Genomic DNA, 21,573 nt, shown 5'->3' with positions numbered 1-21,573 from the left:
TTTGCGCCGGTCAAGCCATGCCGATTGCGCGGCGCGCCATTGGGCGCTATCGGCTGGGGCATGAGCTTTTCCTTTTCCCTGAACGCCACTGACGGCGCCGCCCGCACCGGGGTCATCTCCACCCCGAGGGGCGAGATCCGCACGCCCGCCTTCATGCCCGTGGGCACCGCCGCCACGGTCAAGGCGATGATGCCCGAAAGCGTGCGCCAGACCGGCGCCGACATCCTTCTGGGCAACACCTATCACCTGATGCTGCGCCCCTCGGCCGAGCGGATCGACCGGTTCGGGGGCCTGCACAAATTCATGAACTGGGAGCGGCCGATCCTCACGGATTCGGGCGGCTTCCAGGTGATGAGCCTCGCCAGCCTGCGCAAGCTCACCGAGAAGGGCGTCACCTTCAAGAGCCATATCGACGGCTCCAAGCACGAGATCACGCCCGAGCGCTCGATGGAGATCCAGAAGCTTCTGGGCTCCGACATCGTCATGGCTTTCGACGAATGCCCCGCACTGCCCGCCGACCGCGAGCGGATCGCGGAGTCGATGCGCCTGTCGATGCGCTGGGCGCAGCGCTCGCGCGACGCCTTCGGCGACCGGCCCGGCCACGCGCTCTTCGGCATCCAGCAGGGCGGGCTGGAGCGCGACCTGCGCGAGGAAAGCGCCGAGAAGCTGCGCGAGATCGGCTTCGAGGGCTACGCGGTGGGCGGGCTCGCCGTGGGCGAGGGGCAGGAGGCGATGTTCGGCTGCCTCGATTATGCGCCCGGCCAGCTGCCACAGGACAAGCCGCGCTATCTCATGGGCGTGGGCAAGCCCGACGACATCGTCGGCGCCGTGAAGCGCGGCATCGACATGATGGACTGCGTGCTGCCCTCGCGCTCGGGGCGGACAGGACAGGCCTGGACCCGGCGCGGGCAGGTCAACCTGCGCAACGCCCGCCACGCCGACGATCCGCGCCCGCTCGACGAGGCGTGCAGCTGCCCGGCCTGCGCCAGGTATTCGCGGGCCTATCTGCATCACGTCGTGCGTTCTCAGGAGATGATCGCGGGGATGCTGCTGACCTGGCACAACCTGCATTATTACCAGGAGCTGATGGGCGGCATGCGCGCGGCCATCGCGGCGCAGGATTTCGCGGGCTTCGAGGCGCGGTTTCATGCGCAGCGCGCCGAGGGCGATATCGAGCGGCTCTGAGCCGGCGGCGGGATTTGCGTATTTTTTGAAAGATGAACGGGGGGGCGGCGCTCCTGTCGCCCCGGTTCCCCGAAGGGCGGTGCGCGAGCGCACAGGGCCTCGCGCGGCGCCCCGGCTTGCGGCACTGCGGCGGCGGCATATTTCGGCTCCAACCTTTTCGGAGAGGACCGAAACATGACCGACAAGCTGTTCACCCCCGGCAAGCTGGGCGATGTCGAGCTGAAGAACCGCGTGCTGATGGCGCCGCTGACCCGCAACCGCGCGAGCCGCGAGGGCGATGCGCCCTATGACATCCATGCGGAGTATTACCGCCAGCGCGCGGGCGCGGGGCTGATCATCACCGAGGCCACGCAGATCACCCCCGAGGGCAAGGGCTATATCCAGACCCCCGGCATCTACAGCCGCGAGCAGATCGACGGCTGGAAGAAGGTCGTGGGCGCGGTGCATGGCGAGGGCGGCAAGATCGCGCTTCAGCTGTGGCATGTGGGCCGGATCAGCCATGTCTCGCTGCAGGAAGGCGGGCAAAAGCCGGTCGCGCCCTCGGCGATCCGGGCCGAGGCGCAGACGGTGACCGAGGAGGGCTTCGTCGATGTCTCCGAGCCGCGCGCGCTCGAGACGGACGAGATGCCGCGCGTGGTCGCGGATTATCGGCGCGCGGCGCAGAATGCCAAGGAGGCGGGCTTCGACATGGTCGAGATCCACGCCGCCAACGGCTACCTGCTCGACCAGTTCATCCGCGACGGTGCCAACAGGCGCGACGACGCCTATGGCGGCAGCGTCGAGAACCGGGCGCGGCTGGTGCTCGAAGTGGTCGACGCCGTGGTCGAGGTCTACGGCGCGGGCCGCACCGGCATCCGCCTGTCGCCGCTGATCGAGGTGGCGGGGCTTTCCGACAGCGACCCGATGGCCGTCTTCGGCCATCTGATCCCCGAGCTGAGCCGCCGCGGCCTCGCCTATGTCCACATGGTCGAGCCGGGCACGCAGGGCGACATGGATCAGGAGTTGGGCGCGCAGACCGCGCGGCTGCGCGAGCTGTTCGACGGCGCCTATATCGCCAATGCGGGCTACGGGCGCAAAACCGCGATTCGCGTGGTCGAGAGCGGACAGGCCGATTTCGTGGCCTTCGGGCGGCCCTATATCGCCAACCCCGATCTCGCGCGGCGGCTCGAACTCGATGCAAAGCTGAACGAGGGCGACCCCTCGACCTATTATGGCGGCGGCGTCGAGGGCTATCTCGATTATCCGACGCTCGAAGAACACAAAGCCGCCTGAGACAAACGCGGCGGGCCGGGCATCTCGCCTTGCCCGCCCCCTCCCGGGCAGGCACATTGCCGCGAGAGCCGCGCGACACGCGCTTGAACTGGCCGGTGCCTTCACCCAAGTAACATCCCGGACAGGAGACGGTCACAGGGTTGCCGCGCAGCGGGACCTGATCGTCTTGCCAAGAACAAGGATACTAAGAGCATGCAAGAGCCCCTCAGCCCCTCCTACCCGGTGCTGCCTCTGCGCGACATCGTGGTGTTCCCGCACATGATCGTGCCGCTGTTCGTGGGCCGCGAAAAATCGGTGCGCGCGCTCGAAGAGGTCATGGCCGACGACAAGCAGATCCTGCTGTCGAGCCAGGTCGACCCCGGCGTCGACGATCCCACCTCCGAAGGCATCTACAAGGCCGGCGTCCTGGCCAACGTGCTGCAGCTGCTGAAACTGCCCGATGGCACCGTGAAGGTGCTGGTCGAGGGCAAGTCGCGCGTGCGCATCGCCGAGTTCGTCGAGAATGACAGCTTCTTCGAGGCGAAGGCCGAATACCTGACCGAGATGCCCGGCGACCGCGACATCGTGGCCGCGCTGGTGCAAAGCGTCGCGCAGGAATTCGAGCGCTATTCGAAGATCCGCAAGAACATCCCCGAAGAGGCGCTCTCGGCCGTCACCGAGGCGACCGACCCCGCCAAGCTCGCCGATCTCGTCGCGGGCCACTTGGGCATCGACGTGAAGCAGAAGCAGGATCTGCTGGAGACGCTCGACGTCGCGCAGCGGCTCGAGAAGGTCTATGGCCTGATGCAGGGCGAGATGTCGGTCCTGCAGGTCGAGAAGAAGATCAAGACCCGCGTCAAGTCGCAGATGGAGAAGACCCAGCGCGAATACTATCTGAACGAGCAGATGAAGGCCATTCAGAAGGAGCTGGGCGACGGCGAGGAGGGCGAAGGCGAGGTCGCCGAGCTCGAAAAGCGCATCGAGGAGACCAAGCTCTCCGACGAGGCCCGCGAAAAGGCCGAGGCCGAGATCAAGAAGCTCAAGAACATGAGCCCGATGTCGGCCGAGGCGACGGTCGTGCGCAACTATCTCGACTGGCTGCTCTCGATCCCGTGGAACGCGCCCTCGCGCACCAAGAAGGATCTGGGCCACGCCCAGAAGGTGCTCGATGACGACCATTTCGGCCTCGAGAAGGTCAAGGAGCGGATCGTCGAGTATCTGGCGGTCCAGCAGCGCTCGAAGAAGCTCAAGGGGCCGATCATGTGCCTCGTCGGCCCTCCGGGCGTCGGCAAGACCTCGCTTGGCAAATCGGTCGCCAAGTCCACGGGGCGCGAGTTCATCCGCATCTCGCTGGGCGGCGTGCGTGACGAAAGCGAGATCCGCGGCCACCGCCGGACCTATATCGGCTCCATGCCGGGCAAGATCATCCAGGCGCTGAAGAAGGCCAAGACCTCGAACCCGCTGATCCTGCTCGACGAGATCGACAAGATGGGCCAGGACTTCCGCGGCGATCCGGCCTCGGCGATGCTCGAGGTGCTCGATCCCGAGCAGAACGGCACCTTCGTCGATCACTATCTCGAGGTGGAATACGACCTGTCGAACGTGATGTTCCTGACCACGGCGAACTCCTACAACATGCCGGGGCCGCTTCTGGACCGGATGGAGATCATTTCGCTCGCGGGCTACACCGAGGAAGAAAAGCGCGAGATCGCGCGCCAGCACCTGCTGCCCAAGGTCCTGAAGAACCACGGGCTGAAGGAAAAGGAGTTCTCGATCGACGACGCGGCGCTCACCGAGATGGTGCGCACCTATACCCGCGAAGCCGGCGTGCGGAACCTCGAGCGCGAGCTCAGCAAGATCGCCCGCAAGGCGGTCACCAAGATCGTGCGCAAGGAGGTGACGGCCGTCGAGGTGACGCCCGAGAACCTCGGCGACTTCCTCGGCGTGAAGCAGTACCGCTACGGTCTGGCCGAGAAGGAGGATCAGGTGGGCGTGGTCACGGGTCTGGCCTGGACCTCCGTGGGCGGCGACCTTCTGCACATCGAGGCGCTCAAGCTGCCCGGCAAGGGCCGGATGAAGACCACCGGCAAACTCGGCGACGTGATGAAGGAATCGATCGACGCCGCGTCGAGCTACGTGCGCTCCATCGCGCCCACGATCGGGGTGAAGCCGCCGCGCTTCGACCGGATGGACATCCACGTCCACGTGCCCGATGGCGCGACGCCGAAGGACGGCCCCTCGGCCGGCCTCGCCATGGTGACTTCGATCGTCTCGGTGCTCACCGGCATCCCGATCCGCAAGGACATCGCCATGACCGGCGAGGTGTCCTTGCGCGGCAACGCCATGCCGATCGGCGGGCTGAAGGAGAAGCTTCTCGCGGCGCTCAGGGGCGGCATCAAGACGGTGCTGATCCCCGAGGAGAACGAGAAGGATCTCGCCGAGATCCCCGACGTGGTGAAGGACGGGCTCAAGATCATCCCGGTGAGCCATGTCTCCGAGGTTCTGGAGCACGCGCTGGTGCGCAAGCCCGAGCCGATCGAGTGGGACGAGGAGGCGGAGGAAGCCGCCGCCGCCGCCCGCGCTCTGGAGGGCCGCGATAGCGGCTCGGGCGCCACGGCGCATCACTGAGGACCGCGAAGGGCGCCCCTCGGGGCGCCCTTTTCGCATTTCGTCGAAATTGCCGCCGGGGAGGTCTTGCGCCCCGCGGCGGCTGGCGCTAAACGACGCGCCAACGGGTGATTAGCTCAGTGGTAGAGCGCTTCGTTCACATCGAAGATGTCAGGGGTTCAAATCCCTTATCACCCACCATGATACGGAAGGCGCGCCCCTCAGGGGCGCGCCTTTTGCGTTCTGCCCCTCACTCCTGCGGCATGCGCCGCAACACCGCCCGCATCAGCCGGGCCGAATTCGCCGCCGCCACCGACAGGAAGGCCGCGATCTCGTTTTCGCCACCGCCGCCCCCCGCGAGATCCGACAGCGAGCGGAAGGCGATGAAGGGCACGTCGTTGGCATAGGTCACCTGCGCGACGCTGGCGCTTTCCATGTCGAGCACCCTCGCCCCGAAGGCGGCGAAGGCGTGGTCGCGAAAGCCCGCATTGTCCATGAAGACCGGCCCCGAGACGCCATTGCCGCCGACCGCCACTTTCGGGGGCAGCTCGCCGCCCGCATTTTCCAGCTCCAGCCCCTCGGCCGCCAGGCGCGCGATGTCGAGCAAAGCGGGGTCGCTGTCGAACCAGAAGCGGCTTTCGGGCGCATCGCCCCCGGGCGGCACCACGTCGACGCCGCGGGTGTGGATCATGCCGAAATTCGCGACCGCGCCATCCATCCAGCCGGGCAGGGCATAGCCCTGCGGCGTCTCGCGCGCGAAGGCGCCTTCGAGGTAATGCGCCCAGCGCTCGGCCACGACGACGTCGCCGATGCCGAGGTTTGGGTCGACGCCGCCCGCGATGCCCGAGAACAGCACGGCGGTGATGTCGAAATGATCGAGCGCGGCCTGCGTCGTCATCGCGGCGTTGACCGTCGAGATGCCCGACAGGAACAGCACCACATCGCGCCCTTCGAGTTGGCCGGTCGTGTAGTGCGCCGGGCCGATGCGCCGGGTCTCGGCCCCCTCCAGCGCGGTTTCGAGAATCGCGATTTCCGGCGCGAAGGCCGAGATCACCGCGATTCGCGGGCGGGCGTCGGGCGGCAGGTCGGTGTGGCGCCGGGCCTGCGGGGCGCCGTCCGGGCCAAGGGGAAACTGGGTCATGCGTTCTCCGGGTCGATGGGCTCGGCCCCGTGCTACGGCGCGGAGACGGCGCGCGTCCAGTGGCCGCGCGCTTCAAAACCGCCGCCCCCCGATGCCCACCACGGGCGGGCAGGGGTCTGCATCGGGCTCGAACCCGAGATCGCGCGCAAGATGGCGATTGGCCCGCAACTCGCGCAGCCGCAGCAACCGGCCCGCGCGGCGCATGGAGTGCAGATCCTCGCATGACGCGTCGTCGAGCGGATCGTGGCCGCGCCCCCGTGGGGCGAGCTTCGCGGCAAGGCGGCGCAGCGCGCGGAGGGGATGCGGCGGGCGGGGCAGGGTGATGCTCATGGTCTCAGGCTCCTCGGGGCTTGCGATTTTGTTCGGGAGCCCGCAATCTGCGACCTCAAGTAAGGTTGAGGTCAAGCGCCATGTCGAAAAAGCCTATGCCATCGGATCTCAGCGTCGGAGAATTGGCCGCGCGAGCGGGCGTGCCGGTCTCGACGCTGCATTTCTACGAGGCCGAAGGGCTGATCCGAAGCTGGCGCAACGCGGCCAATCATCGCCGCTACGACCGGCGCGAGCTGCGGCGCGTGGCGATCATCAAGGTGGCGCAATCGGTGGGGGTGGCCCTGTCGGAGATCCGCGAGGTGCTCGACCGGCTGCCGCGCGACCGCGCGGTTTCGGCGCGCGACTGGGCCGAGGCGGCCGCGCCATGGCGCGAGATGCTAAGCGAGCGGATCACGCTGATGACCCGGCTGCGCGACCAGATGGGCCATTGCATGGGCTGCGGCTGCCTCTCGGTCGAAAGCTGCCCGCTCTACAACGCCGAGGACCGGCTGGGCCGCACGGGCCCCGGCCCGCGGCGCTGGACCGGCACCCCGGAGCAGCGCGCGTGATGGCCCCCGAGCTCTACGTGATGCGGCATGGCGAGACCGAGTGGAACCGCGCGCGCCGGATGCAGGGCGGCTTTGATTCGGCGCTGACCGAGCGGGGCCGTGCGCAGGCCCGCGCCATGGGGCGGATGCTGGCCGCGCGCGGGGTCGGCGCGGGCAGCCACCGGATTCTCTCCTCGCCGCAGGGCCGCGCGTCTGAGACGGCGCGGCTGGCTTTCGGCGCGGAACCCCATATCGAGCCGCGCCTGCGCGAGATCGCGATGGGCGACTGGTCCGGGCTCGACCGGGGCGAGATCGATGCGCGCTGGCCCGGCCCGCCGGGCGAGCATTTCGTGGAGTTCTACGCCCGCGCCCCGAATGGCGAGGGCTTCGCCGCGCTCTGGGCGCGCTGCGCGGCGCTCCTGGCCGATCTCGACGGGCCTGCCATCCTCGTGACCCACGGCATGACCTCGCGCGTGCTGCGCACCATCGCCACGGGCGGGGCGATGGCCGACCTCGCGAAGCTGCCCGGTGGGCAGGGGGTGGTGTTCCGGCTTTGCGGCGGGCGGCACGAGGCTCTGAGCGCGCCGCTTGCGCATGGGGAAGGGGGGCGCTAAACGAAGCGTCGCGGGTGGTTAGCTCAGTTGGTAGAGCGCTTCGTTTACACCGAAGATGTCGGGGGTTCGAGCCCCTCACCACCCACCATCCTTTCCCCCACGGATCGTCCGCCGCGCCCTGCCTCGGGGCAGGGTTATCGGAATGACGCGCCGCCTGCCGCGCGCCCGGATATTGCCGAGAGAAGGGGAATGCCCCCTCGCCGGGATAGCCAAACCGGCACCTGCCCCGGGGTCATGAAAACAATCTCGCGCGGGGAGCGTTTTTGCGCCGATCGGCGCTTGACGCCCCCCGCCGCACTGCCTAGAACCCGCCTCACGTTCGGTGCTACCGGACGACGAGATGCGCGGTTGTAGCTCAGTTGGTTAGAGTACCGGCCTGTCACGCCGGGGGTCGCGGGTTCGAGCCCCGTCAACCGCGCCATTCTCGTCTGTTTCGGATCGTCGACCGTGCGCGGTTGTAGCTCAGTTGGTTAGAGTACCGGCCTGTCACGCCGGGGGTCGCGGGTTCGAGCCCCGTCAACCGCGCCACCAACGCCATCACGGCCCCGTCGCTCGTCCGAGCGCGGGGCCGTTTGCGTTTTGGGCGGCTTGGCAAGGATCGCGCCGCGCGCTTCGCGGACCCTTCGGGATTTGCGTATTTGAAGAAAGATGAACGAGGGCCGCGCGCCCTGTTCCGCCGCCGGCCCCTTGGCGGGCGGGGTGGGCATGGCGGGGCCCTTCGGTTCATTTTCCCATAAATACGCAAATCGACCGGCCCGCCCTCCCGCGCGCCGGTCGGGGCCTTTTGCGCTCAGCCCTGCTCGGCCAGCGCCGCGAGCACCCGCGCCCAGCTGCGGATGCCCTTGTGAAAGCTGCGCAGGTCGTATTTCTCGTTCGGGCTGTGGATCAGGTCGTCATTGTTGGCGAAACCCAGCAGCATAGAATCCATGCCCAGCTCGGTCTTGAAATATCCCGCGATCGGGATCGAGCCGCCCGCGCCGACAAAGGCCGCGGGCTTGGGCCATTCAGGGCCGAGCGCCCGGCGCGCCGTCTCGAAGGCCGGGGCGTCGGTCGACATGACGCTGGCGGGGGCGGCGCCATGGCCGTGGAACTCGACCGTGCAGTCGGGCGGCAGCATCGATTGCACATGGGCGCGAAACGTCTCCCGGATGCGCGCGGGGTCCTGCTGGCCGACGAGGCGAAAGCTGATCTTGGCGCTGGCCTGGCTCGGCAGCACGGTCTTGAAGCCCGCCCCCGCATAGCCGCCCGCGATGCCGTTGACCTCGCAGGTGGGCCGCGCCCAGATCATCTCGAGCGCGGTGCGATCGGCCTCTCCCGCCGGGTGCGAAAGCCCGACGCCGCCCAGAAAATCGCCCTCGTCGAAACCCAGGCCCTCCCACTGCGCGCGCAGCTCGGGCGTGATCTCGGGCACGCCGTCATAAAAGCCGGGCAGGGTGACGCGGCCATGATCGTCATGCAGCGCCGCGATGATCCGGGCCAGCACCCGGATCGGGTTGATCGCCGGGCCGCCGTAAGCGCCCGAATGCAGGTCGCGGTCGGGGCCGGTGATGACGATCTCCTCGCCCACGAGGCCGCGCAGCATGGTTGTGATCGCGGGCGTGTCGCGGTCGAACAGCCCGGTGTCGCAGATCAGCGCCAGATCGGCGCGCAGCTCGGCGGCGTGGTCGCGCAGGAACGGCACCAGCGAGGGCGAGCCGCTCTCTTCCTCGCCCTCGAACAGGATGGAGATCCGCGCGGGCAGGGCGCCATGCACCGCCACCCAGGCGCGGCAGGCCTCGACGAAGGTCATCAGCTGGCCCTTGTCGTCCGAGGCGCCGCGCCCGCGGATCACCGCGCCCTCCGGCGCCTGTTCGACCGAGGGCTCGAAGGGCGGGGTCTTCCAGAGCTCCAGCGGATCGGCGGGCTGCACGTCGTAATGGCCGTAGAACAGCAGATGCGGCCCGGTCTCGCCCATCGTGCCCGTGACCATCGGCTGGCCGGGCGTGTCGCGCAGCCGCGCATCGGCAAAGCCGATGGATCGCAGATCCTCGGCCAGCCATTCGGCGGCGGCGCGGCAATCGGCGCGATGCGCCGGATCGGTCGAGATCGAGGGGATGCGCAACAGCCGCAAGAGCCGCTCTGTGGCGGCCTCGAGATCGGCGTCGATGCGGTCGAGAACGGGGTCGAGTCTCATCACGGCTCCTGCTATGCTTGGCCCGGAGCGTGACCGGCCACGGCCCTGCTGTCCAGTGGCTCTGCCGCCTTGCGCCCGGTGCATGGCCAATCTGCGGCCGCGTGGCAAATTGTAGCGTGTTGTTCGCGGAACAGAGCCTTTATATGGAGGCAGACGGCAATTGCCGGGGCGGCATGCCCCGCCAGACGAAGAGGGGAAGCATGCCCGTGGATTACAAAGCAGGTCTCGACGACGCCATCGGCAGGCTCCACAGCGAGGGCCGCTACCGCACCTTCATCGACATCGCGCGGCACAAGGGCCAGTTCCCGCATGCCACCTGGCACAAGCCCGATGGCACCGAGGCCCCCGTGACGGTCTGGTGCGGCAACGACTATCTCGGCATGGGGCAGCACCCGGCCGTGCTCGGCGCGATGCACGAGGCGCTCGACGCGGTGGGCGCGGGCTCGGGCGGCACGCGCAACATCTCGGGCACCACGGTCTATCACAAGCGGCTCGAGGCCGAGCTCGCGGACCTGCACGGCAAGGAGGCGGCGCTGCTCTTCACCTCCGCCTACATCGCCAACGACGCGACGCTGTCGACCCTGCCGCGGCTCTTTCCCGGGCTGATCATCTATTCCGACGCGCTCAACCATGCGAGCATGATCGAGGGCGTGCGCCGCAATGGCGGGGCCAAGCGGATCTTCCGCCACAACGATATCGCCCATCTGCGCGAGCTTCTGGAAGCCGACGACCCGGACGCGCCCAAGCTCATCGCCTTCGAGAGCGTCTATTCGATGGATGGCGATTTCGGGCCGATCGCCGAGATCTGCGATCTCGCCGAGGAGTTCGGCGCGCTGACCTATATCGACGAGGTGCACGCGGTCGGCATGTATGGCCCCCGCGGCGGCGGCGTCACCGAGCGCGACGATCTCGCGCATCGGATCGACATCATCAACGGCACGCTGGGCAAGGCCTACGGCGTGATGGGCGGCTATATCGCCGCCTCGACCAGGATGTGCGACGCGGTGCGCTCCTATGCGCCGGGCTTCATCTTCACCACCTCGCTGCCGCCGAGCGTCGCGGCGGGGGCGGCGGCGAGCGTCGCGCATCTGAAGACCGACAGCGCGCTGCGCGAGCGGCACCAGACCCAGGCCAGGATCCTCAAGACGCGGCTGCGCGGCCTGGGCCTGCCGCTGATCGACCATGGCAGCCACATCGTGCCGCTGATCGTCGGCGATCCGGTGCACACCAAGCTTCTGTCGGACATGCTGCTTGCCGATCACGGCATCTACGTCCAGCCGATCAACTTCCCCACCGTGCCGCGCGGCACCGAGCGGTTGCGTTTCACGCCCTCTCCCGTGCACGGTCCGCGCGAGATGGACGCATTGGTGCAGGCGCTCGACGCGCTTTGGTCGCATTGTGCGCTGAATCGCGCCGAACTCGCCGGGTGATCACATCTTCCCGTGCGGGAGAAACGCTGCCGTGCTAGGATGAACCCCAAGACATTTCGGGAGTTGTGCGAAAGACAGCCCCGGTATGTCACCGGGGGCGGGCAGAGACGGGAACACTCGATATGATCGGGCGAAGCTTCAGGCGCGCGAGCGCCGCACAGGAGGCCGAGGCCAAGGGGTTCGATGCTTTCGAGCTTCGGCTTGGCGACCTCATGCGCGGTGAACGGGCCACGCTGGGCAAGAGCCTGCTCGACGTGCAGCGCGAGCTGAAGATCAAGGCCGCCTATATCGCCGCCATCGAGAACTCCGACCCCACCGCCTTCGACACGCCGGGCTTCATCGCGGGCTATGTGCGCTCCTATGCGCGCTATCTCGGCATGGACCCCAACACCGCCTACGAGACCTTCTGCCGCGAATCGGGCTTCACCACCGCGCATGGCATGTCGGCCGCGGCCTCGACCGTGCGGTCGCACAAGGCCGTGCAGAGCACGAGCCTCGGCAAGGACATCTTCTCGGACTCCGCCACCCCCTTCCTGCCACCCGCCGAGCGCATCCTCGCAGGCTTCGAGCCGCGCGCGCTGGGCTCGGTCGCGGTGCTGCTCATGGTGATGGGCGGGCTCGGCTATGGCGGCTGGTCGCTTCTGCAGGAGGTGCAGAAGGTGCGGCTGGCCCCGGTCGAGCAGACGCCGATGATCCTGTCGCAGGTCGATCCGCTCGCCGGTGGCGCGGGCGCGGGCACGGATGAGGCGGCGCTGGCCGACCCGGTGACGCTCGCCGCTGCCTCGCCCGAGGCGCTCGACAGGCTCTACCGCCCGCAGGCGCTCGACGTGCCGGTGATGACCCCGCGCGACGGCCCGATCGCGGCGCTGGTCACCATGCCGCGCCGCCCCGGACAGGATGCGCAGGTCGTTCTCGCTGAGGGGGATGCCCCCTCCACCACGCAAGGTTCGCGCGCCGTCAGCCCGATGCTGGCCGCGCTCGATGCCGCGCAGGAGCCCGAGATCGACCTGCCCGATATCGACCTGCCGGATATCGAGATGGCCCTCGTCGAGGCCGGTGTCGAAGCGCCGAGCGTGCAGGTGACCGAAGGCCCGGCGCCGACGATCCGCATGGTGGCGGTGCGGCCCGCTTGGGTGCGCGTCACCTCCGCCGATGGCACGACGCTGTATGAGGGCATCATGAACGGCGGCGATAGCTGGGAGGTGCCCGCGCTCGAGACGCCGCCGACCCTGCGGGTGGGCGAATCCGGCGCCCTCTACTTCGCCGTGGCGGGCGAGCATTACGGCCCCGTCGGCGATGCCGGCACCGTGACGTCGAACCTGGCCTTGTCGGTGGACAATCTGACCACCAGCTATCAGGTTGCCGATCTGCAAAGCGACTCCGACCTGGCCGAGCTGGTCCGGGTGGCGGAGGTCGTCCCGACAGAATGACGCCGCGCCGGTCCTGACCCCGCGGCCCGATCCGCGAGAGGTTTCCCATGTCCCTGAACGCCGTGCGCCCCTGGCGCGAGATCCAGCGCCGCAAGTCGCGCCAGATCATGGTCGGCTCCGTCCCCGTGGGCGGCGATGCGCCGATCTCGGTGCAGACCATGACCAACACCGAAACGACGGATGTGCGCGGCACGCTCGACCAGGTGATCCGCGCCGCCGATGCGGGTGCCGACATCGTCCGCGTCTCCGCCCCCGACGAGGACAGCACCCGCGCGCTGCGCGAGATCTGCGCCGAAAGCCCGGTGCCGATCGTCGCGGACATCCATTTCCACTACAAGCGCGCCATCGAGGCCGCCGAGGCGGGCGCGGCCTGCCTGCGGATCAACCCCGGCAATATCGGTGACGCCAGGCGCGTGGCCGAGGTGGTGCGCGCCGCCAAGGATCATGGCTGCTCGATCCGCATCGGCGTCAATGCGGGCTCGCTGGAGCGGCATCTGCTGGAGAAATACGCCGAGCCATGCCCCGACGCGATGGTCGAAAGCGGGCTCGATCACATCAAGCTCTTGCAGGATCACGACTTCCACGAGTTCAAGATCTCGGTGAAGGCCTCCGACGTCTTCCTCGCCGCCGCGGCCTACCAGCAGCTCGCCGACGCCACCGACGCGCCCATTCATCTCGGCATCACCGAGGCGGGCGGGCTGATGTCGGGCACGATCAAATCGGCGATCGGCATGGGCAACCTGTTGTGGTCCGGTATCGGCGACACGATCCGCGTCTCCCTCTCGGCCGATCCGGTCGAGGAGGTGAAGGTCGGCTTCGAGATCCTCAAATCCCTCGGCCTGCGCCATCGCGGCGTCAACATCATCTCCTGCCCCTCCTGCGCGCGGCAGGGCTTCGACGTGATCAAGACGGTCGAGGCGCTGGAGCAGCGGCTCGAACACGTGAAGACTCCGATGTCGCTCTCGATCATCGGCTGCGTCGTGAACGGCCCCGGAGAGGCGCTGATGACCGATGTCGGCTTCACCGGCGGCGGCGCTGGAAACGGCATGGTCTATCTCGCCGGCAAGCAGAGCCACCGCATGTCGAACGACCGGATGATCGACCACATCGTCGAAGAGGTCGAGAAGAAGGCCGCCGAGATCGAGGCGCGCGACAAGGCCGCCGCCGAGGCCCCCGAGGCCACTGAAGCCGCCGAATGAGTTGATCCGGCATCGGGCGGGAGCCGGTCGGTTTCCGCCGATGCCTTGGCAATTTCCCGCCTGATTTCCCGGGCTTGCCCATATGTGGGGAGAACCCGGACCGCCCCTTTCTCGTTTCTTGCCCAGACGCGCCGCCCAAGCGGCGCCCCATTGGACAAGAGTACGACAGATGACCAAGCAATCGCTCCTGATGACGACCGCCGCCGCCCTCGTGGCCGCGATGCCGGCCTTCGCGCAGACCGCGACCACGGAAACGACGGCCGAAACCACCGCCAATGCCGAAACCGCGATGGCGGGCACCACCGCCACCGCCGCGACCGAGCTGAACCTGCGCGCCGGCCCCGGCCCCGAGATGGAGATCGTCGACGTGATCCCCGCCGATGGCGAGGTAACGGTCGAGGGCTGCCTCGAAGAGGCCAACTGGTGCCGCGTGACGCTCGACGGCACCACCGGCTGGGCCTATGGCGATTACCTGACCGTCGAGATGGCCGAAGCCGAAGAGCCGGTCGTGGTGATCGACAACCGCGCCGAGCTCGAGATCGAGACCGTCACCTATGACAACTCGGCCAACAATGCCGCCGCCACCGCCGCCGGGGCGGGGGCTGCCGCCGCCGGTGCCGCGGCACTCGCCGCCGGTCCGGTCGGCGTCCTCGGCGCCGCGGCGCTCGGTGCCCTGGCCGGCGATGCAGCCACGCCGAATGACGAGACCATCACCTATGTCCGCGAGAACCCGGTCGAGCCGGTCGTGCTCGGCGGCGAGGTCGTGGTCGGCGCCACCGTGCCCGCCGAGGTCGAGCTGACCCCGGTGCCGGAAGCCGAATACAGCTACCTCTATCTCAACGGCACCCCGGTCGTGGTCGAGCCGCAGGAGCGCCGCATCGTCCACATCATCCGCTGATCGCCGAGCGGCAAGCCATGAGGAAAGGGCGGCCCGAAGGCCGCCCTTTCACCCATGTCACCGGCTGGAAGCGCGATCACTCGCCGCGCTCGGCCGACACGATCTCGCGCATCTGCGCCAGCGGCACATAGCCGCGCAGCATCTGCTCGCCCATCACGAAGCTCGGCGTGCCCGAAACCTGCATCGCCTGCGCCAGCTGCCGGTTCTCGGCGATGACGCGCGCCACCTCGGGGCTCTCCATCTCCTGCTGCACCGCCTCGAAATCGGCGTCGAGGCTGTCGGCCAGCGCCTTGAGCGACTCCTCGGTCACGTCCGAGCGCATCGTCATCAGCGCGTTATGCGCCTGCTTGTAGGCCGCGTCGCCCTCCAGCGCCCGCACCGCCAGCGCGAATTGCGACGCCATCAGCGACTGCTCGCCAAGGATCGGGAATTCCTTGAGGATGTAGCGGATGTTACCGTCGCTCTCGACCAGCTCCTCGACCTCGGGAAAGGCGCGGCGGCAATAGCCGCACTTGTAATCCATGAACTCGACCACGGTGATGTCGCCATCCGGGTTGCCGCCCTGCCAGTCGCCCTCGTAGTCGAACAGCGCGTCCGAATAGGCGGCGATCATCGCGCTGTCGCCCTGCGCCGCGGCCTCGGCCTGCCGCTGGTCGAGCACGGCGATCGCCTCCATCAGCACCTCCGGGTTCTCCAGAAGGTAAGCGCGCACCTGCGCGCCGAAGGCCTCGCGCTCGCCCTCGCTCATCGCGTCGAGATCGAGGGCGGCGGCAGGACCGGCAAGCGCCAGGGTGACGGGCAGGGCGCGGATAAGGCTGCGCAGCATGGGATGTCCTTTCATCGTGTCGGGATCGTGCAGACCACATCGCCGCCCGCCTGCCAAGTTCCCGCACCATGAAGCCGGCCCATTGACGGCGGGGGCGCGGGATTGGCACAACCGCGCCAAAGCTTAGGGAGACTGTCATGCGGAACTCAAGGCGCGGCGAGGTCGATCCCTTCATCGTGATGGATGTGATGGAGGCGGCCCGGCAGGCCGAGGCGGCGGGCCGGCACATCATCCACATGGAGGTCGGCCAGCCCGGCACCGGCGCGCCGCGCGAGGCGGTCGAGAAGGTGGCGCGCGAGATGGCGACGGGGCCGATGGGCTACACCGTGGCGCTCGGCCTGCCGGAGCTGCGCGCGCGCATCGCGCGGCATTACGGCGAATGGTACAACGTCGATCTCGACCCGGCCCGCGTCGTCGTCACCTCAGGCGCGTCGGGAGCGTTCCTTCTGAGCTTCACCCAGCTCTTCGACACCGGCGCGCGGGTGGGCTTGGGCGCGCCCTGCTACCCCTCCTACCGCCAGATCCTCAAGGCGCTCGACATGGCGCCGATCGACATCGCCACCCGGCTCGAAAACCGGATGCAGCCGGTGCCGGGCGACGTCGAGGCGCATGCGCTCGACGGGCTGGTGCTGGCCTCGCCCTCGAACCCGGCGGGCACCATGCTAGACAAGGATGGGATCGCGGCGCTGGCCGAGGCCTGTGCCGCGCGCGATGCGGCGCTCATTTCGGACGAAATCTATCACGGCATCGGCGGACGCGGCACCTCGGCGCTGGAGGTCACGGACGAAACCCATGTGATCGGGTCGTTCTCCAAGTATTTCTCGATGACCGGCTGGCGCGTCGGCTGGCTGATCGTGCCGCCCGAACACGTGCGCGGCATCGAGCGGATCGCGCAGAACATGTTCATCTGCACCTCGCACGCTTCCCAGCGCCTCGCCCTGCACGCCATGGACGCGACCGGGGAGTTGGAGGCCAACGCCGCCGTCTACGCCGCCAACCGCCGCCTGATGCTGGAGCGGCTGCCAAGGGCGGGCTTCACCCGCTTCGCGCCGCCCGACGGCGCCTTCTACGTCTATGCCGATGTTTCGGCCTTCACCGATGACAGCCGCGCCTTCGCCGCCGAGATCCTCGAAGAGGCGGGCGTGGCGGTGACGCCGGGGCTCGATTTCGACCCCGCCGAGGGGCATCGCTGGATTCGCTTCTCCTACGCCCGCTCCACCGCCGATATCGAGGAGGGGTTGGAGCGTCTGACCCGCTTCATGGCGGCGCGCGGCCATGCGGAGACGGGCGCCGCATGAGGCCCCGGCGCGGCGCACGGGGCAGGCCGGGTATGCGTATTTGGAGAAAGATGAAAGGGATCGGGCTCGCGCTGCTGCTGGCCGCGCCGCTTCAGGCGCAGGAGTTCTCGGGGCTGGCGCGGCTCGATCCCGCGAAAAGCCGGATCGAGGACAGCCGGAAGGGCGTCGAGATCGATCTCGCGCTGAGCCAGCCGGTGCCGTGGCGCATCTTTACCCTCGACGCGCCGCGCCGCCTCGTGCTCGATTTCGCCGAGGCCGACTGGAGCGGGGCCGATCCGGCCGCGCTGCTCTCGGGCGAGCGCGCCACCGCGCTGCGGCTCGGGCGCGGGCGGCCGGGCTGGTCGCGCCTCGTGCTCGATCTGGCCGAGCCGCTCGGCATCGACAGCGCCGAAATGCGCACCACCTCCGCAGGCGCCGCGCGGCTGCGCGTGGCGCTGGGGGCGGTGACGGCGGAGGAGTTCGCCGCCCGCGCCCGAACGCAGGACCCGGCGGGCGAGGTGCTGGCAGCGCCCGAACGGGCGGCGCAGGGCCCGCTCGTGGTGGCGGTGGATGCGGGCCATGGCGGCGTCGATCCCGGCGCCATGCGCGAAGGGCTGATCGAGGCCGATCTGATGCTGCGGCTGGCGCGCGAGACGGCCGAGGCGATCAACCGCACCGGCACCATGCGCGCCGTGCTGACCCGCGACGACGACGCCTTCGTGTCGCTCTCCGAGCGGATGACCATCGCCCGCGCCGCGGGCGCGGGGCTGCTCTTGTCGCTGCACGCGGATGCGCTGGAGGAGGACGAGGCCTCGGGCGGGTCGGTCTATACCCTGTCGGACGAGGCGCAGGATGCCGCATCGAGCCGGATGGTCGAGCGGCACCAGAGGGGCGATCTGCTGTCGGGGCTCGATCTCAGCCGGCAGGACGACCGGGTCGCGACGGCGCTGATGGACCTGGCCCGGCTCGACACCGCGCCGCAAAGCGCGCGGCTGGCAAGCGCGCTGGTGGCGGCGCTGCGCGAGGCGGGGGCGCATCTCAACACCCGGCCGCGCCGCAGCGCGCCGCTGGCGGTGCTCAACGCCGCCGATTTTCCCTCCGTGCTGGTCGAGGTGGGGTTCTTGTCCAACGCGGGCGACCGCGCGCGGTTGATCGATCCCGTGCAGCGCGCGCGCATCGTCTCGGGCCTCGTCGCGGGGATACAGGCGTGGTCCGCGGAAGAGGCGGCGCGCGCGCCGCTCAGGCGGCGCTGAGGCGCGAAGGGCCCCGCGCAAGGATGCGCGGGGCCCTTCGAAGGAAAGCAGAGGCGGCCGGGCGGCTCAGCCCTTCTTGGAGCCGTCCTCGCGCGGCACACCGTCGAAACGCGCCAGCCAGACCGAATGCATGCCGCAATCGGGGTCTTCGGGGATGAAGGCCAGCGGCATGAAGCCGTGCATCTCCAGAAGACCCTTGTAGGTCTTGGGGCTGAGGCTTTCGTGGAAGATCGGCTTGCCGGCCACCTCGCCGATGGCGGTCCCGGCCGAGGGGCCGGAGGTGAACATCAGCGCGCAGCCCGGCGCGGCATGCTCGGTGAAGGTCGGGAACATCGCCTGCTGGTCGGGGGCCGAAAGGTGGAAGAAGCTGTCCCAGGCCAGGATCGCGTCGAACTTCTCCGACAGGCGCAGCCCGCGCATGTCGTGATGAAAGGCGCGCGCGCGCGGCATGTTCTTCTGGAACATGCCCAGCATCACCCGGCTCGCATCGACGCCGGTCACCTCGGCGCCGCGATCGGCGATGTATTGCGCGATCGGCGCGCCGGTGCCGCAGCCCAAGTCGAGCACGCGGCGGCGGCCACCATTGCGCGGCGCCGCGGCCAGCATCCGGTCGACCCAGCGCCGCTCGATCAGGCGGCGATCGCGCGCCTTGGCCCATTCGGGGCCGACGGCGTCATAGGTCGCGATCACGTCATCAGGCGTGGCGCGGCGGGGGGAAGAGGTTTCGGTTGCCATCATGTACGCCCTTTTGGGTCCCATCTGCCGAGAGCGCAATCCCCTCGCCAAAGCGTGACCCTGCTTTCGGGCGTTTTGCCGCCGATTTCAAGCCCTGTGCTTTTGACCCGGGGCGGGGGCTTGCCTATAAGCCACCCCATTCCTCCCGGAGAAATATCGTGCTGCGCTTCATCATGTCCTTCTTTGGCGGCATCTTCTCGATGCTGACCCTCGGCCTCGCCATGGGGGCGCTGACGCTCGGCGCGATCTTCTATGTCTATGGCCGCGATCTGCCGAGCTACGAGACATTGGCGCAATACACGCCGCCCACCATCAGCCGGGTCTATGACGGCGAGGGCGAGATCCTCGACGAATTCGCCTCCGAGCGGCGGCTCTTCACCCCGGCCGAGGAAATCCCCGAGCTGGTCAAGCACGCCTTCGTCTCGGCCGAGGACCAGAATTTCTACGTCCATTCCGGCTTCGACATCAAAGGCATCCTCGCCGCCGGGGTCGAGGCGGTGCGCTCGCGCGGCGAGGACATCCGTGGCGCCTCGACCATCACCCAGCAGGTGATGAAGAACTTCCTGCTCGACGGCTCGCGCACGCTGGAACGCAAGATCAAGGAACTGATCCTCGCCGTGCGCATCGAGGGCGCGATGGACAAGGAGCGGATTCTCGAGCTCTATCTCAACGAGATCTTCCTCGGGCAGAACTCCTACGGCGTCACCGCCGCCGCGCAGACCTATTTCAACAAGCCGCTGAGCGCGCTGGAGCCGGGCGAGGCCGCCTATCTCGCGGCGCTGCCGCAGCGCCCCGGCACGCTGCACCCGGTGCGCGAATACGCCGACGCGGTGAACCGCCGCAACTACGTGCTGCGCCGCATGTGGGAGGATGGCTATATCGACCGCGCCACCTATGAGGAGGCGCGCGGCCGCACGCTCGACACGGTGCAGTCGGGCGATATCGAGAGCTTCCGCGCCGCGCTGCCGCCGCGCGACTACTTCACCGACGAGGTGCGCCGCCAGCTTTCGGCCGAGTTCGGCGAGGACGAGTTCTTCGGCGGCGGGTTGTCGATTCGCGCCACGCTCGACGGCGAGCTTCAGATCGAGGCCGCCCATGCGCTGCAACGCGCGCTGGAGCGCTATGATCGCGGCCTCGGGCGCTGGCACGGCACCGGCAAGACCATCCCCGTCGAGACGCTGGATGACGAGATCGCCTGGCGCAAGGCGCTGTCGGAGGTCGACGTGCCGCGCGACGTGACGCTGGAGAGCCGCTGGCGCCCGGCGGTGGTGATGGAGATCGGCGACAGCCAGATGCGCCTCGGGATCGAGGGGCTGGCCGATGACGGCACCGAGCCGCATGTCGTCCCGCGCGAGGACATCGCCTGGATGCGCGGCAGCTTCCACGACAATTTCGAGCGCGGCGACGTGGTGCTGGTGCGCCGGATGATCACCGATGAGGGCGGCGATTTCATCCGCTGGACCCTGCGCCAGACGCCCAAGGTGCAGGGCGGCTTCATGGCGATGGACGTCAACACCGGCCGCGTTCTGGCGATGCAGGGCGGCTTCTCCTACCAGGATTCGGTGTTCAACCGCGCCACCCAGGCGCAGCGCCAGCCCGGCTCGTCCTTCAAGCCCTTCGTCTATGCTGCAGCACTCGACAGCGGCTATACGCCGGCGACGATCATCGTCGACGCCCCGATCGAGATCAACACGCCGCAGGGCATGTGGCGGCCGCAGAACGCCTCGAACCGCTTCTATGGCCCGACGCCGCTCCGCACCGGCATCGAGCGGTCGCGCAACATCATGACGATCCGCCTCGCGCAGGAGGTCGGCATGGATGTGGTCGCCGAATATGGCGAGCGCTTCGGCGTCTATGACGATCTCGGGCCCTACCTGTCGAACGCGCTGGGCGCGCAGGAGACGACGCTGTTCCAGATGGTCGCCGCCTACGCCATGTTCGCCAATGGCGGCGAGCGGGTCGAGCCGACGCTGGTGGACCGGGTGCAGGACCGCTACGGCAACACCATCTACCGCCACGACCAGCGCAACTGCGTCGATTGCTCCCTCGCGGCGCTGCCCGCGGGCGAGGTGCCGACCATCCAGTCGAACCGCGAGCGGATCATGAACGCCGTCACCGCCTACCAGCTCACCTCGATGATGCAGGGCGTGGTCGAGCGCGGCACCGCGCGCGGCATCAACCTGCCGGTGCCGATCGCCGGCAAGACCGGCACCACCAACGATGCCAAGGACGTGTGGTTCGTGGGCTTTTCCTCGAACATCGTCGCGGGCTGCTACATCGGCTACGACAACCCGCGCTCTCTGGGCTCGGGCGCTTCGGGCGGCGGCATCTGCGGCCCGGTGTTCGAGCAATTCATGCGCAGCGCGATCGATCGCTTCGGCGGCACCGATTTCCCGGTCCCCGAGGAATGCCAGTTCATCAAGATCGACCGCTACTCCGGCGCGCGTCTGCCCGACGGCGCCTCGGGCGCCAACGTGATCTCCGAATGCTTCCGCATCGGCGAGGAGCCGCTCTTCGGCGTGACCTTCGATGGCGGCTTCAAGATGTCGGGCGACCTGCCGCTCTACGAGGAGGCGGGCGGCAGCAAGCCCACCAAGAAGGTCAAGACCTCGACCGGCAACACCGCCACCGTCGGCCCCAAGGCGAGCTTCGGCACGCTCTCCTCGGGCGGTCTCTACTGAGCGCGCGCGCCTCGCT

17 protein-coding genes and 4 tRNA genes are annotated in these 21,573 nt (G+C 68.6%); 16 read left to right on the top strand and 5 right to left on the bottom strand.

The genetic code is table 11. The features are described 5' to 3' along the window. The first annotated feature begins 60 nt into the window (after positions 1–60). From tgt to CJ301_RS11655, 4 genes are all read left to right on the top strand, one after another. Positions 61–1,185, top strand: coding sequence for a tRNA guanosine(34) transglycosylase Tgt (gene tgt, locus CJ301_RS11670; RefSeq protein ID WP_099277491.1), 1,125 nt, complete (start codon positions 61–63; stop codon positions 1,183–1,185). Between the two features lie 174 nt (positions 1,186–1,359). After that, a complete protein-coding gene (locus CJ301_RS11665) occupies positions 1,360–2,457 on the top strand; it encodes an alkene reductase (protein ID WP_099277489.1) in 1,098 nt (365 codons plus the stop codon). Between the two features lie 192 nt (positions 2,458–2,649). After that, positions 2,650–5,064 carry an endopeptidase La gene (gene lon, locus CJ301_RS11660; RefSeq protein WP_099277487.1) on the top strand — a complete coding sequence of 805 codons (2,415 nt, stop codon included), beginning with the start codon at positions 2,650–2,652 and terminating at the stop codon, positions 5,062–5,064. A gap of 105 nt (positions 5,065–5,169) precedes the next feature. Further along, positions 5,170–5,244, top strand: a tRNA-Val gene (locus CJ301_RS11655). Between the two features lie 49 nt (positions 5,245–5,293). Here CJ301_RS11655 and CJ301_RS11650 read toward each other — a convergent pair. Both CJ301_RS11650 and CJ301_RS11645 read right to left on the bottom strand, forming a co-directional pair. Next, on the bottom strand, positions 5,294–6,184 hold the full coding sequence (locus tag CJ301_RS11650; protein ID WP_099277485.1) for a 5'-methylthioadenosine/S-adenosylhomocysteine nucleosidase: 891 nt from the start codon (positions 6,182–6,184) through the stop codon (positions 5,294–5,296). 72 nt (positions 6,185–6,256) lie between these two features. Further along, on the bottom strand, positions 6,257–6,514 hold the full coding sequence (locus CJ301_RS11645) for a hypothetical protein (protein WP_099277483.1): 258 nt from the start codon (positions 6,512–6,514) through the stop codon (positions 6,257–6,259). 95 nt (positions 6,515–6,609) lie between these two features. On the opposite strand from CJ301_RS11645, the gene soxR reads away from it, so the two are divergent. The 5 genes from soxR (at position 6,610) to CJ301_RS11620 (ending at position 8,183) form a co-directional block, all read left to right on the top strand. Further along, complete coding sequence (soxR, locus tag CJ301_RS11640; RefSeq protein WP_254050141.1) at positions 6,610–7,062, top strand: redox-sensitive transcriptional activator SoxR; 453 nt, start codon at positions 6,610–6,612, stop codon at positions 7,060–7,062. Continuing rightward, positions 7,062–7,655, top strand: a complete 594-nt coding sequence (locus CJ301_RS11635; protein WP_367869647.1) for a histidine phosphatase family protein — start codon at positions 7,062–7,064, stop codon at positions 7,653–7,655. Before soxR ends, CJ301_RS11635 begins: the two co-directional genes overlap by 1 nt. Positions 7,656–7,667: 12 nt before the next feature. After that, a tRNA-Val gene (locus CJ301_RS11630) sits at positions 7,668–7,743 on the top strand. A gap of 256 nt (positions 7,744–7,999) precedes the next feature. After that, positions 8,000–8,076, top strand: a tRNA-Asp gene (locus CJ301_RS11625). A gap of 30 nt (positions 8,077–8,106) precedes the next feature. Continuing rightward, a tRNA-Asp gene (locus tag CJ301_RS11620) sits at positions 8,107–8,183 on the top strand. A 262-nt stretch (positions 8,184–8,445) separates the two neighbouring features. On the opposite strand, the gene CJ301_RS11615 is transcribed toward CJ301_RS11620, so the two are convergent. After that, on the bottom strand, positions 8,446–9,828 hold the full coding sequence (locus CJ301_RS11615) for a M20/M25/M40 family metallo-hydrolase (protein ID WP_099277479.1): 1,383 nt from the start codon (positions 9,826–9,828) through the stop codon (positions 8,446–8,448). Positions 9,829–10,034: 206 nt separating this feature from the next. Between CJ301_RS11615 and hemA the strand changes: the two genes are divergently transcribed. From hemA to CJ301_RS19245, 4 genes are all read left to right on the top strand, one after another. Beyond that, positions 10,035–11,258, top strand: a complete 1,224-nt coding sequence (hemA, locus tag CJ301_RS11610) for a 5-aminolevulinate synthase (protein WP_099277559.1) — start codon at positions 10,035–10,037, stop codon at positions 11,256–11,258. A gap of 122 nt (positions 11,259–11,380) precedes the next feature. Then, positions 11,381–12,688, top strand: coding sequence for a helix-turn-helix domain-containing protein (locus CJ301_RS11605; RefSeq protein WP_099277478.1), 1,308 nt, complete (start codon positions 11,381–11,383; stop codon positions 12,686–12,688). Between the two features lie 47 nt (positions 12,689–12,735). Continuing rightward, a complete protein-coding gene (ispG, locus tag CJ301_RS11600; RefSeq protein WP_099277476.1) occupies positions 12,736–13,887 on the top strand; it encodes a flavodoxin-dependent (E)-4-hydroxy-3-methylbut-2-enyl-diphosphate synthase in 1,152 nt (383 codons plus the stop codon). 169 nt (positions 13,888–14,056) lie between these two features. Beyond that, complete coding sequence (locus CJ301_RS19245; RefSeq protein ID WP_099277475.1) at positions 14,057–14,785, top strand: DUF1236 domain-containing protein; 729 nt, start codon at positions 14,057–14,059, stop codon at positions 14,783–14,785. Between the two features lie 76 nt (positions 14,786–14,861). Here CJ301_RS19245 and CJ301_RS11590 read toward each other — a convergent pair whose 3' ends face one another. Further along, positions 14,862–15,611: a DsbA family protein gene (locus CJ301_RS11590; protein WP_099277473.1), complete on the bottom strand. Its 750-nt coding sequence runs from the start codon at positions 15,609–15,611 to the stop codon at positions 14,862–14,864. A 137-nt stretch (positions 15,612–15,748) separates the two neighbouring features. Here CJ301_RS11590 and CJ301_RS11585 point away from each other — a divergent pair, with 137 nt between their 5' ends. Further along, the gene (locus tag CJ301_RS11585; RefSeq protein ID WP_099277470.1) at positions 15,749–16,909 is read left to right on the top strand and encodes a pyridoxal phosphate-dependent aminotransferase; all 1,161 of its coding nucleotides are present in this window, start codon (positions 15,749–15,751) and stop codon (positions 16,907–16,909) included. A 50-nt stretch (positions 16,910–16,959) separates the two neighbouring features. Then, a complete protein-coding gene (locus tag CJ301_RS11580) occupies positions 16,960–18,141 on the top strand; it encodes an N-acetylmuramoyl-L-alanine amidase (protein ID WP_254050140.1) in 1,182 nt (393 codons plus the stop codon). 66 nt (positions 18,142–18,207) lie between these two features. Here CJ301_RS11580 and CJ301_RS11575 read toward each other — a convergent pair whose 3' ends face one another. Then, on the bottom strand, positions 18,208–18,876 hold the full coding sequence (locus tag CJ301_RS11575) for a class I SAM-dependent methyltransferase (RefSeq protein WP_099277557.1): 669 nt from the start codon (positions 18,874–18,876) through the stop codon (positions 18,208–18,210). 158 nt (positions 18,877–19,034) lie between these two features. Here CJ301_RS11575 and CJ301_RS11570 point away from each other — a divergent pair, with 158 nt between their 5' ends. After that, entirely contained in the window at positions 19,035–21,557 is a 2,523-nt protein-coding gene (locus CJ301_RS11570; protein WP_162620509.1) for a penicillin-binding protein 1A, read from the top strand. Positions 21,558–21,573: the final 16 nt, after the last annotated feature.

This window comes from Limimaricola cinnabarinus (genome assembly GCF_002723615.1).
Classification (GTDB): domain Bacteria; phylum Pseudomonadota; class Alphaproteobacteria; order Rhodobacterales; family Rhodobacteraceae; genus Limimaricola; species Limimaricola cinnabarinus_B.
The sequence above is the reverse complement of the archived record's forward strand: the minus strand, read 5'-3'. Positions and strand labels throughout refer to the sequence as shown.